Consider the following 11,948-nt stretch of genomic DNA (forward strand, 5'->3'; position numbering starts at 1 on the left):
ATAAAAACATGACAGAAAAGCGCAATATTGCACAGAATCTGGCCGAAGATGAAGTGCTGCAATGGGTAACCTTCCAACTGGAAAACGAAACCTACGGCATCAATGTGATGCAGGTTCAGGAGGTGTTGCGCTACACCGAAATTGCACCGGTGCCGGGTGCGCCTGAGTACGTACTGGGGATCATCAACCTGCGTGGCAATGTGGTGACTGTCATCGATACCCGTTCCCGCTTCGGTCTGCCTTCCGGTGATGTGAGTGAAAACTCCCGGATCGTGATCATCGAGGCAGAGAAGCAGGTGATCGGCATCATGGTCGACAGCGTGGCGGAAGTGGTTTATCTGCGCTCTTCCGAGATCGATGCGGCACCTGCGGTCGGTACTGAAGAGAGCGCCAAGTTTATTCAGGGAGTGAGCAACCGCGATGGGCAACTGCTGATCCTGGTTGACTTGAACAAGCTGCTCTCCGATGAAGAGTGGGAAGATATCGGTTCCCTCTGATAAGTAAGGTGATGTTTTGATAATCGAGATGGTTGCCTTGGGGATGTCCCTGATTGCCTTGGCGTTTGCCTCTTATATCTGGTTCAAGAGCAAGCGCAGCAAGCAGGAGTCCGAGGCCAGTGTGGCAACCCTGCAAGGTCAGTTGGAAAGCTTGCGCAAGCAGATGATGGAACTCCATACCGGCGCCATTGGCATGGGGCAGCGTCTGCAGTCGGTGGAAGGGGCGATGCAGCAGGTCAATGAGCGCCAGCAAGAGCTGACCATGCAGGATCCCGAACGCAGGCTCTACAGCCGCGCGGCAAAGATGGTCGAACTGGGCGCCGATCTTGATGAAGTCATGAGTGAGTGCGAGTTGCCAAAGGCAGAGGCTGAGCTCTTGATATCGTTGCGAAAAGGTCGCTCTTGATGATTCAGGAAGGCAATTGCCTTCCTGAATTTTATGGCGTGCAGCCGCTTGTCCCTCGGCTGAGTTGAGCGGATGGTTTCTACCGTATTTTCTTTGTGATCCCGGTCGCCAGTCAGTTCAATTGTTGCATCTTTGAAAAGACGTATTCCAATACTGTGTTAAGATGCAGACCGCTTCATTTTCTCTGAAAAAATCCCCATGCTGCTTCAAGTTAACAATCTGAGCTGCGTGCGCGAAGATCGCACTCTGTTTGAACACCTCTCTTTCTCTGTTGCGCCCGGCGATCTGGTGCAAATTGAAGGGCCCAACGGGGTCGGCAAGACAAGCCTGTTGCGGTTGTTGACCGGGCTGTCGCAGCCGTTTGCCGGTGAGGTGTGCTGGAATGGGGAGAATATTCGTCACTGTCGTGATGAGTATCACGCCAATCTGCTCTATCTCGGCCATCAGCCGGGCGTCAAAGCGGCGCTGACCCCTTTTGAAAACCTGAAGTTCTACCAGCAGTTGCATCACCCGCAGCAGACAGAGACTGACTTGTGGCAGATATTGGCCCGGGTTGGGCTGGCCGGTTTTGAAGAGAACCCGACTGGGCAACTCTCTGCCGGTCAGCAACGCCGGGTGGCTCTGGCCAGACTCTGGCTGTCACAGAAACCGGCACTCTGGATCCTCGATGAGCCCTTTACCGCCATTGACAAGCAAGGGGTCAAGGTGCTCGAGCAGCTCTTTCTGGAACACGCCGAGCGGGGCGGCATGGTGATCCTCACCACCCATCAGGATCTGACCCTGATGCAGGGACGGCTGAAGACTATCTCGTTGACCCCCTTCGCCTCGACATTGCAGGAGTAACGCCATGTTGCGCGCTGTTATGCACCTTATTCACCGTGAACTGCTGATGGCTCTGCGCCAGCGTTCCGATATTCTCAACCCGCTCTGGTTTTTTCTCATCGTCATCACCCTGTTTCCGTTAGGGATTGGCCCGGAGCCCAAACTGCTGGCCCGTATTGCCCCGGGGATCATCTGGGTGGCGGCGCTATTGGCGGCCATGCTGTCACTGGAGCGGCTGTTTCGCGACGACTTTGCCGATGGCGCGCTGGAGCAGATGATGCTGATGCCTCATCCGCTGGGCTTGCTGGCGCTGGCGAAAGTGGTCGCTCACTGGCTGCTGACCGGATTGCCGCTGCTGCTGATCTCTCCCTTGTTGGCGATTTTGCTGTCGCTGGATATGAACACCTATCTGGCCGTCGTCGCGACGCTGGCACTGGGCACTCCGGTATTGAGCCTGCTCGGCGCGGTCGGGGTCGCGTTGACGGTGGGATTGCGCAAAGGCGGGGTATTGCTCAGTCTGCTGATCCTGCCGCTCTATATTCCGGTACTGATTTTTGCCACCTCAGCCATCGATGCCGCGGGGATGAGCTTGCCCTATGGTGGGCAGCTTGCCATTCTGGCCGCCATGCTGGTGGGGGCTCTGACACTGACACCGCTGGCTGTGTCGGCGGCGTTGCGGGTCAGCCTCAACTGATGGCCGTGAGCTGAACCGGATTTGGCTCCGAACGGAGTCTTTTTGCAAAAAATAATGTTGCGATGGATCAAGGAGAGTGCCGCTTATTGCTTTCGGGGTATTTGATGCTGCCCTGCGGTCGGTATGGTAGGCCTCGCCAAACGATTAATAACAAAAAGGTTTTGTGAGCTATGTGGAAATGGTTGCACCCTTATGCCAAACCGGAGCGTGCCTATCAGCTGGCAGGCACGCTGTTGCCCTGGTTTGCGGTGATTAGTCTGCTCTCGTTTGTGATCGGTACTGTCTGGGGCCTCGCGTTTGCGCCAGCGGATTACCAGCAGGGAGATTCGTTCCGGATCATCTATATCCACGTGCCTTCCGCCATTCTCTCCATGGGGGCCTACTCCACCATGGCGGTGGCCGCCTTTATCGGCCTGGTGTGGCAGCTGCGGATGGCGGACATGACGGTTGCAGCCATTGCGCCGGTCGGCGCCGTATTTACCTTTATTGCCCTCTTTACCGGTGCCGCCTGGGGCAAACCGATGTGGGGTACCTGGTGGGTGTGGGATGCACGGCTCACCTCTGAACTGATCCTGCTGTTTCTCTACCTCGGCGTGATTGCTCTCTACAACGCCTTCAGCGACAAGGTGGTCGCTGGCCGTGCGGCCGGCATTCTGGCGCTGGTCGGGGTGATCAACCTGCCCATCATTCACTACTCGGTGGAGTGGTGGAACACTCTGCATCAGGGGGCCACCATCACCAAATTTGACAAACCCTCCATTTCACCCGAGATGCTCTGGCCGCTGCTGATCATGATTCTGGCGTTTGCCGCGTTTCTCGGGGCCCTGACCCTGATGCGTTTTCGCAATGAACTCCTGATGCGGGAGTGGCATCGCCCCTGGGTCAAAGAGATTGCAGAGCAGGAGAAGTAAGCATGCACTTTGCCTCTTTCAGTGATTTTATGGCGATGGGCGGTTACGCCTTCTATGTCTGGCTCTCTTTTGGCCTGACGTTGGTGTGTCTGGCCGGCATCATCATTTCTACCCGCATGAAAACCCGCAGCCTGCTCGGTGAGTTGCGCAGCAAACAGGCGCGTGAGGCCCGTCGCAAGGCGGCCCAGCAGATGGAGAACACCCTATGAACCCGAGACGCAAAAAACGCCTCACCATCATTCTTGCCATCACCCTGGGCCTCGCCACCGTGAGCGGCCTGGTGCTTTACGCCCTCAGTCAGAATATCGACCTCTTCTATACCCCGAGCGAGCTGGTGGAGGGGAAGGGGCCGGACAAGATCAAGCCGGAAGAGGGGCAGCGCCTGCGCATCGGTGGATTGGTCGTGCCGGGGTCGGTGCAGCGGGATCCCCAGAGCCTCAAGGTTGCCTTCAAGCTGGTGGATAACGGCGGTCATCTGGTGAAGGTCGAGTTTGACGGCATCCTGCCGGATCTGTTTCGTGAAGGGCAGGGGATTGTTGCCCAGGGCACCCTCAAGGATGCCACGACCGTAGAGGCGTTCGAGGTGCTGGCCAAGCACGATGAGAACTACATGCCGCCGGAAGTGGCCGATGCCACCAACGGCATGCACTTCAAGCCGGAGTATACCGAGGCGCAGTTGAAGGGAGCCAAGCAGTGATCCCTGTGGTGTTTGCCTTTTCCGCTTTGCCTGCCGTGCGTGGTGCGGCTGTTGTCACCGTTCAATTGAAAGGAATGCCTTCATGATCCCGGAATTAGGTCAGTTTGCGCTGATCCTGGCCTTTGCCACCGCCCTGCTGCTGGGCAGCTACCCGCTGCTAGGCGCCAGTTGGGGGCGTCTTGGCATGATGTCGGCGGCCCGTCCGCTCGCCTATGCCCAGTTCTTGTTGCTGCTGCTGTCGTTTCTCTGCCTGACCTGGGCTTTTATCGATAACGACTTCACCGTGCAGTATGTGGCCACTAACTCCAACAGCCTGCTGCCGCTTGCCTATCGCATTTCCGCCGTATGGGGGGCCCACGAAGGCTCCCTGCTGCTGTGGGTTCTGACCCTGGGTGGCTGGACTGCGGCGGTGGCCATGTTCAGCCGCCGTCTGCCGCTCGATGCGGTGGCTCGGGTACTCGGCGTGTTGGGGCTGATCTCGGTCGGCTTCACTGCCTTCGTGCTGTTCACCTCCGATCCCTTCACCCGCACCTTGCCCTATTTCCCGGTAGATGGTCGTGACCTCAATCCGCTGCTGCAGGATCCGGGTCTTATCTTCCATCCGCCGATGCTCTACATGGGTTATGTGGGCTTCTCGGTGGCGTTTGCCTTTGCCATTGCTTCGCTGATGACCGGTCGTCTTGATGCGACCTGGGCCCGCTGGTCGCGCCCCTGGACCATGGCGGCCTGGGTATTCCTGACCCTTGGCATCGTGCTCGGCTCCTGGTGGGCCTACTACGAGCTCGGCTGGGGCGGTTGGTGGTTCTGGGATCCGGTAGAAAACGCCTCGTTTATGCCCTGGCTGGCGGGCACCGCTCTGCTGCACTCGCTGGCGGTGAGCGAGAAGCGCGCCACCTTCAAGGCGTGGACCGTGCTGCTAGCCCTCTCCGCCTTCTCGCTGAGCCTGCTGGGTACCTTCCTGGTGCGCTCCGGCGTGCTGGTGTCGGTCCATGCGTTTGCCTCCGATCCGACCCGCGGTCTGTTTATTCTCGGCTTCCTGCTGGCGGTGATCGGTTCATCCTTGCTGCTGTTTGCCTTCAAAGGCTCGCAGGTGAAGAGCCACGGCAAACACGAGCTTTGGAGCCGCGAGACTCTGCTGCTTTGCAACAACATCATGCTGGTTGCAGGTCTGCTGACCGTGCTGCTCGGCACCTTGTTGCCTCTGGTGCACAAGGAGCTGGGGCTGGGGAGCATCTCTATCGGCACCCCCTTCTTCAACCACATCTACAGCTGGCTGATCATCCCGTTTGCCCTGCTGCTGGGGATTGGCCCGCTGTTTCGCTGGCGTCGTCAGGAGCTGGGGGAACTCAAAAGCAAGGTGGTTGTGGCACTGGTGCTGAGTCTGGCCGCAGCCTTGCTGTTGCCGCTGCTCTTTGCCGAAACCTTCAAGCCGTGGGCGGCAGTAGGGATTGGTCTGGGCGCCTGGATCATCGTCACCAGCGTGCAGGAGACCTGGGCGCGGGCGACCCACAAGCACAGCTTTGCAGTCGGTGTGCGCAAGCTTGGCAACAGCCACTGGGCCATGATCCTCGGCCACGTGGGGCTGGCAGTCAGTATCATTGGTATCGCCTGCACCCAGAACTACAGCATCGAGAAGGATCTGCGAATGCAGGCGGGTGATCGGGTGCACTTTGCCGATTACGAGTTCGTCTTTGCCGGGATAAAAGAGAAGAACGGCCCCAACTACGATGGCTTCAAGGGCGTGCTGGAAGTGCACCGCAATGGCAAGCAGGTCGCCCTGCTCAAGCCCGAGAAGCGGATGTACAAGGTGACCCGGATGCCGATGACCGAAGCGGCCATCGATGCCGGTATCACCCGCGATCTCTATGCGGCGCTGGGTGAACAGCTCGACAACGGTGCCTGGGCGGTGCGGATCTACTACAAGCCGTTCGTGCGCTGGATCTGGTTCGGCGGCGTCTTTATGGCCATTGGTGGCGTGCTGGCGATGCTGGACAAGCGTTACCGTTTCGGCCGTCGTGAGGAGGAGGCCAAGGCATGAACAAAAAGACCTGGTTGTTTTTAATCCCCTTTATCGTCTTTTTGCTGGGGGCTGTGTTCCTGTTCAAAGGGCTCTACTCCGATCCCACCAAGCTTGAGTCCGTGATGGTGGGCAAAGAGGTGCCGGTGTTCACCCTGCAGGACATTTACGATCTGAACAAACAGCACGATCGCAGTATCCTGACCGGTCGCCCCATGTTGCTCAACGTTTGGGCCACCTGGTGCCCGACCTGCTATGGCGAGCATACCTACCTCAAACAGCTGGCGGGGCAGGGTATTCCCATCATCGGCATGAACTACAAGGATGAGCGCGACAAGGCGATCAAGTGGCTGGCGGAGCTGGGCAACCCCTATCAGGTCAACCTCTATGATCCGGACGGCATGCTGGGGCTGGATCTCGGGGTATACGGCGCACCGGAGACCTTCTTTATCGACAGCAAGGGGATCATCCGGTATCGCCACGTGGGGGACATCAACCCCGAGAACTGGGCGTCGACCCTCAAACCCATCTTTGATGCCATGAAGTGAGGGGAGTCTTGATGAGAGTATTTATTGCTTCCCTGCTGCTGTTGCTGGGATGGGTGGTGCAAGCGCCGGCCATGGCCGCTATCGATGTCTACACCTTCGACAACGACAATCAGGAGCAGGTCTTTCGCGAACTGACCAGGGAGCTGCGTTGCCCCAAGTGTCAGAACCAGGATATCGCCGACTCCAATGCGGGGCTGGCCAAGGACTTGCGCGACAAGACCTACCAGATGGTGCGCGAGGGCAAGGATAAAGAGGAGATAGTGGATTACATGGTGGCCCGCTACGGCAACTTTATCCTCTATAACCCGCCCCTGATGGCCTCCACCCTGATCCTCTGGCTCGGCCCGCTGTTGGTGATCCTGATCGGTGGCACCGTGGTCGTGATGCGCAGCCGCCGGCCCCCTGCGGTGAAAAAACAACTGGATAACGCCTTGAGCGAGGAGGAGCAGCGCCGACTGGCCGAGCTGCTCAAAGAGGAAGAGAAACAATGACCGCTTTTTGGATAGTGATTGCGGGCTTGCTGGTGCTGGTGAGTCTGGCGCTCGTCGTGCCGCTGTGGCGTGGTGAAGGCAAACAGAGCATCAGTCGCTCGGCGCTCAACAAACAGCTCTATCGTCAGCGGCTGCTGGAGATTGGTGAAGAGCGCGAGCAGGGTGTCCTGGCTGAGGAGTCCGACTCGCTGGTCGAGCTGCAACGAAGCCTCTTGGATGATATTCCCGATGTGGAGCAGACTGCCCGCAGTGGCAAGAGTCTGATCTGGATCCCGGGTGTGCTGGTGCTGTTGGTGGTGAGTCTGGGGCTCTACTACAAGTTGGGCTCCTGGCAAGAGGTGAGTCGCTGGCAAGATGCCAGCAGCCGTCTTGGCGAGCTGAGCAACCGCATTCTGGTGGAGCGGGATGCCCAGGTGACCGAGCAGGATCTGCTGGATTTCACGCTGGCACTGCGTACCCGCCTCAAGGATGAACCGAACGACTACCGTGGCTGGCTGCTGCTGGGACGCTTGGCGCTGGATGGCAATGATCCCGAGATGGCCAGCGAGGCGCTGGAGCGGGCCTACACGCTTGCCCCCCAGAAATCGCTGGTGGCGGTGCCCTATGCGCAGGCGCTGATGATGACGGGGGATGAGGCGCAAGCGGATGCCCTGTTGCAGGCTGCTATCGCGCAGGATCCGGACAATATTGAAGCGCGTTCCGTCTATGCCTTTATGGCGCTGCAAAAAGAGGACTTCCAGACCGCGCTGGCTCGCTGGCAGGCGATGTTGCCATTGATGGAGAAAGGCACTCCCCGTTACGTGATGGTCGAGCGCTCCATGGAGTATGCCCGCGCGCAGCTCAAGCAGCGCGGCATCGAGGTGACGAATTCAGGCGTAGCCAAAGCGGGCGCAGTTGAGGGAAAACCGCTCGCGGTGAAGGAGGGGGAATTCCCCATCCACGTCACGTTGGCGGCGGGCATTCAGATGCCGGAAGATGCCCATCTCTTCGTCTTTGCCGTGGTGCCCAACGGGCCGCCCATGCCCATCGCCGTGAAGCGTATCGCAGGGCCAACCTTGCCTGTTACCCTGTCGCTCGGGGATGGCGATGCCATGATGGAAGGCAGCAAACTGGCGGCCTATCCGGAGCTGCAGTTCAAGGCACGTCTCTCGCGCGGTGGCAATGTGATGAACAAGGAAGGAGCCTTCGAAGGAGTATCCGTGTCGGTCAAGACGGCCGAGATCCCTGCTGCTCCGATTGACATCCGCATCGATCACGCCCTCTAATATGCCTTTGGATAACCCGGCCCCTGGATAGGTGCCGGGTTATCTATACTTCTGATAAATCAAAATAAAACGTCAGGACAATCATATGTATCTTCGTTCAGGGGCCATACTGGCAGCCCTCTTGCTGGCTGGCTGTGCCGGTGGCCCACCCAAGCCTGGCCCAGAGAGTCTGGATCTCAATCCCGGCATGAATAATCCGGGTGCCACCAGTACGGCGGCCGATCCCCGCGATCCCTTCCAGGGGGCCAACCGGGCCATGTGGGCGGTCAACTATGATGTGCTGGAGCCCTATGTGGCACGTCCAGTGGTACATGCCTATGCCCGCTACATTCCGGTAGGGGTGAAGGATGGCATTGCCAACTTTGTTGCCAACTTTGATGAACCGAGCAGCATGGTGAACCATCTGATCACAGGTGATTTGAAAGGGGCAGGCACCAACCTGGGGCGCTTTACCCTCAACACCACGGTCGGTCTGCTGGGTATCTTCGATGTGGCCAAACATGCCGGCCTCGAGCGCAACAAGCTGGAAATGGATACAGTGCTGGGCAGGGCCGATATCGGTAATGGTGCCTACATCATGGTGCCTGTCTACGGTCCGACCACCACCCGGGAGCTGGTTGGTGATGCGATTGACAGCTTCTACTTCCCCTATGCCCTGTTGACCTTCCCGATGAAGGTCGCACACTGGGCGCTGGATGGCTTGGGCACACGCGCCAAGCTGATCGATCAGGAGCGGATCATCGACAACTCCCTCGATCCTTATGCGCTGACCAAGGACTTCTACCTGCAATATAACCAGGGCAAGGTGACGGGCAAGCAGACCGAGCTGAAAGCGTCTCAGCAAGAGCAGGCCGACGATGCCAATCTGGATGAATATATGGACGAGTTGGACCAGTAAACGGGCTATCTCGATATGTAAAAGGCGCCTGCGGGCGCCTTATTCATTCTCGCAGCCACATAGAGATAAAAAAACGCCCCGCAGAGCGGGGCGTTTTGGCAAGCGAAGCTGATTAGGCAGCCAGATTCTTGGCCACGAATTCCCAGTTAACCAGAGCCCAGAAGGTTTCCATGTACTTCGGACGCAGGTTGCGGAAGTCGATGTAGTAGGCGTGCTCCCACAGGTCAACAGTCAGCAGTGGGGTGGTACCGGCTTCAGTCAGCGGGCAGCCAGCGTTGGAGGTGTTGACGATAGCCAGAGTGCCGTCAGCTTTCTTCACCAGCCAAGTCCAGCTGGAACCGAAGTTGCCGATGGCTGATTTGGTGAAGGCATCTTTGAACTCGGCGAAGGAGCCGAATGCCTTGTTGATGGCATCAGCCAGGGCGCCAGTCGGCTCGCCACCGCCATTCGGGGAGAGGCAGTGCCAGTAGAAGGTGTGGTTCCAGATCTGGGCGGCGTTGTTGAAGATGCCGCCGTTGGAGGTCTTGATGATCTCTTCCAGAGACTTGCCTTCAAACTCTGTACCCGGCACCAGATTGTTCAGGTTGACCACGTAGGTGTTGTGGTGCTTGCCGTGGTGATATTCCAGAGTTTCCTGGGAGATGTGCGGTTCCAGAGCGTTGATTGCATAGGGCAGAGCGGGAAGTTCGAATGCCATTTTCTACTCTCCATTGGCTGGACCGTGCGAAGGCGACGGTTGCAAGACATTGCGTACTCTTTTCTATATTTGAAAAGAGTTGTTTTTAAAATGATGGGGCTGGGTAGCCCAAAGCCAAGGGATTGTAGCAGTATCAAAGATGGCCTAACAACTCTTGATTGGCGCCATGATCGCGATCAATCCTGTGTGGGTTCTTTGCGCAATTCGAGCCGGGTCACCCCTTTGTCAGTTTGTGCTCGGGCAAGATTGCAGTAGAATGGCCGCCGAAATCGCTCTAGTGAGGCACCTATGGAAACTATTGAAAAGATTAAGCAGCAGCTGGCTGACAACCCCATCATCATCTACATGAAGGGCTCCCCCAAGCTACCCAGCTGTGGCTTCTCTGCCCAGGCCTCCCAGGCTCTGATGTCCTGCGGCGAGCCGTTTGCCTACGTTGATATCCTGCAGAATCCGGATATCCGCGCTGAATTGCCAAAATTCGCCAACTGGCCGACCTTCCCCCAGCTGTGGGTTGAGGGTGAGCTGATCGGCGGCTGTGACATCATGATCGAGATGTTCCAGGCTGGCGAGTTGCAGGCTCTGATCAAAGAGACTGCTGCCAAGTACAAGAAAGATGATGCTGCAGCCGAGTAATCGGTTCTGTGTTGTCGAGAGGGAGCCTTATAGGCTCCCTTTTTTATTGTCCCGGTTCTGGCAGGCAAGCAACTGATTGTCGGTTGCAAAAAGCAACGTAATTGCCCTGAAAAATCTAATCTTTACGGCTTTGTTTTTGAGTTGTTAATTATATTAATTGCCAATATCTGATTACTTTTTTTAATCCATTTGGATTCAAGTGTTGCTGCCATCACATTTTTTGATAATTTCACCGTAACGCAGTCTCTTTGTAGATTTTTTTGTGTTTATGCTCACATTAATTGCAAGTGATAGAACCTAGTATCGCTTCGCCCTGTGAAATAAAACCCTACAAATTAATAAATAAAAAGAGATTTGCGATGAAGATGTATAGCAATCTACCCATTGGTCTTCATGATATTACTGAAGCCAAAAAAAGACTGACCAATCATATATACAAGACCGCGCAACTACCCTCTAACTACATCAGCGAACGTTGCCATGGCGAGGTTTACCTCAAGCTTGAAAATATGCAACGTACAGGCTCTTTTAAAATTCGTGGCGCCTTCAACAAGCTCAGTTCATTAAGTCTGGAAGACCGACAAAAAGGTGTTGTCGCCTGCTCGGCGGGTAATCATGCCCAAGGTGTATCACTCTCCAGTGCTATGCTGGGAATTGATGCCAAGGTGGTCATGCCTTGCTGTGCCCCCAAATCAAAAATTGCTGCAACCAGTGACTATTCAGCCAAAGTGATTCTCCATGGAAATAGCTTCAATGACACCATTGCCAAAGTCAGCGAAATCGTGGAGATGGAAGGCCGCGTATTTATCCCCCCTTTCGATGATGCAAAAGTGATTGCCGGCCAGGGCACCATCGGCCTGGAAATTATCGAAGATTTGTATGATGTCGATAACATTATAGTGCCGATCGGTGGTGGTGGTTTGATTGCCGGTGTTGCCATGGCTATCAAATCTATTAATCCGACCATCAAGGTGATTGGTGTGCAATCCGAGAATGTGCACGGTATGGCGGCCTCTTTCTATGCCGGTACCATGACCAATCACAGAACCAGCAGCACGCTGGCCGATGGCTGTGATGTGGCAAGACCCGGTTCACTGACCTTCGAAATCGTCAAACAATTGGTGGATGATATTGTACTGGTCACCGAAGATGATATTCGTCACAGCATGGTTGACCTTATTCAGCGCAACAAGGTGATTACCGAAGGGGCGGGAGCTCTGGCCTCGGCAGCGCTGCTCAGTGGCAAGCTGAAACATTATGTCGAAGGTAAAAAGACCGTCAGCATTATTTCGGGTGGCAATATTGATCTGACCCGGATTGCCGAAATTATCGAACAGAACAATATTCGTCAATTTAGCCTGTAAGGAATGCA

General features: G+C 56.4%; 15 protein-coding genes. 14 read left to right on the forward strand and 1 reads right to left on the reverse strand.

The features are described 5' to 3' along the window. Positions 1-8: 8 nt before the first annotated feature. From ACTG2T_RS15915 to ACTG2T_RS15970, 12 genes are all read left to right on the forward strand, one after another. Positions 9-497 (forward strand): chemotaxis protein CheW, encoded by a 489-nt coding sequence (locus ACTG2T_RS15915; RefSeq protein ID WP_005298836.1) that lies wholly within the window; start codon positions 9-11, stop codon positions 495-497. Positions 498-525: 28 nt separating this feature from the next. Next, the gene (locus tag ACTG2T_RS15920; RefSeq protein ID WP_005334692.1) at positions 526-903 is read left to right on the forward strand and encodes a DUF2802 domain-containing protein; all 378 of its coding nucleotides are present in this window, start codon (positions 526-528) and stop codon (positions 901-903) included. A gap of 198 nt (positions 904-1,101) precedes the next feature. Then, on the forward strand, positions 1,102-1,746 hold the full coding sequence (ccmA, locus tag ACTG2T_RS15925; protein ID WP_113740466.1) for a cytochrome c biogenesis heme-transporting ATPase CcmA: 645 nt from the start codon (positions 1,102-1,104) through the stop codon (positions 1,744-1,746). Positions 1,747-1,750: 4 nt separating this feature from the next. Then, positions 1,751-2,419, forward strand: coding sequence for a heme exporter protein CcmB (ccmB, locus tag ACTG2T_RS15930; protein ID WP_005353658.1), 669 nt, complete (start codon positions 1,751-1,753; stop codon positions 2,417-2,419). Positions 2,420-2,589: 170 nt separating this feature from the next. After that, a complete protein-coding gene (locus tag ACTG2T_RS15935; protein ID WP_005334687.1) occupies positions 2,590-3,330 on the forward strand; it encodes a heme ABC transporter permease in 741 nt (246 codons plus the stop codon). Between the two features lie 2 nt (positions 3,331-3,332). After that, positions 3,333-3,539, forward strand: a complete 207-nt coding sequence (gene ccmD / locus ACTG2T_RS15940; protein ID WP_330125056.1) for a heme exporter protein CcmD — start codon at positions 3,333-3,335, stop codon at positions 3,537-3,539. Further along, positions 3,536-4,027: a cytochrome c maturation protein CcmE gene (gene ccmE, locus ACTG2T_RS15945; RefSeq protein ID WP_005334685.1), complete on the forward strand. Its 492-nt coding sequence runs from the start codon at positions 3,536-3,538 to the stop codon at positions 4,025-4,027. Before ccmD ends, ccmE begins: the two co-directional genes overlap by 4 nt. An 82-nt stretch (positions 4,028-4,109) precedes the next feature. Then, complete coding sequence (locus ACTG2T_RS15950; protein ID WP_110302514.1) at positions 4,110-6,065, forward strand: heme lyase CcmF/NrfE family subunit; 1,956 nt, start codon at positions 4,110-4,112, stop codon at positions 6,063-6,065. After that, the gene (locus tag ACTG2T_RS15955) at positions 6,062-6,592 is read left to right on the forward strand and encodes a DsbE family thiol:disulfide interchange protein (RefSeq protein ID WP_005353655.1); all 531 of its coding nucleotides are present in this window, start codon (positions 6,062-6,064) and stop codon (positions 6,590-6,592) included. The genes ACTG2T_RS15950 and ACTG2T_RS15955 overlap by 4 nt, the downstream gene beginning before the upstream one ends. Positions 6,593-6,603: 11 nt before the next feature. Continuing rightward, positions 6,604-7,083 (forward strand): cytochrome c-type biogenesis protein, encoded by a 480-nt coding sequence (locus ACTG2T_RS15960; RefSeq protein ID WP_330125057.1) that lies wholly within the window; start codon positions 6,604-6,606, stop codon positions 7,081-7,083. Then, a complete protein-coding gene (gene ccmI, locus ACTG2T_RS15965) occupies positions 7,080-8,348 on the forward strand; it encodes a c-type cytochrome biogenesis protein CcmI (RefSeq protein ID WP_330125058.1) in 1,269 nt (422 codons plus the stop codon). The genes ACTG2T_RS15960 and ccmI overlap by 4 nt, the downstream gene beginning before the upstream one ends. Before the next feature lie 85 nt (positions 8,349-8,433). After that, positions 8,434-9,246, forward strand: coding sequence for an MlaA family lipoprotein (locus ACTG2T_RS15970; protein ID WP_005334673.1), 813 nt, complete (start codon positions 8,434-8,436; stop codon positions 9,244-9,246). 112 nt (positions 9,247-9,358) lie between these two features. On the opposite strand, the gene sodB is transcribed toward ACTG2T_RS15970, so the two are convergent. After that, positions 9,359-9,943, reverse strand: coding sequence for a superoxide dismutase [Fe] (gene sodB, locus ACTG2T_RS15975; protein WP_069555634.1), 585 nt, complete (start codon positions 9,941-9,943; stop codon positions 9,359-9,361). Positions 9,944-10,231: 288 nt separating this feature from the next. On the opposite strand from sodB, the gene ACTG2T_RS15980 reads away from it, so the two are divergent. Together ACTG2T_RS15980 and tdcB are read left to right on the forward strand one after the other, a co-directional pair. Beyond that, complete coding sequence (locus tag ACTG2T_RS15980; RefSeq protein WP_005353650.1) at positions 10,232-10,576, forward strand: Grx4 family monothiol glutaredoxin; 345 nt, start codon at positions 10,232-10,234, stop codon at positions 10,574-10,576. Positions 10,577-10,935: 359 nt separating this feature from the next. Beyond that, positions 10,936-11,940 (forward strand): bifunctional threonine ammonia-lyase/L-serine ammonia-lyase TdcB, encoded by a 1,005-nt coding sequence (gene tdcB / locus ACTG2T_RS15985; RefSeq protein ID WP_005334660.1) that lies wholly within the window; start codon positions 10,936-10,938, stop codon positions 11,938-11,940. Positions 11,941-11,948: the final 8 nt, after the last annotated feature.

Source organism: Aeromonas sp. 75A (assembly GCF_051919425.1).
Classification (GTDB): domain Bacteria; phylum Pseudomonadota; class Gammaproteobacteria; order Enterobacterales; family Aeromonadaceae; genus Aeromonas; species Aeromonas veronii.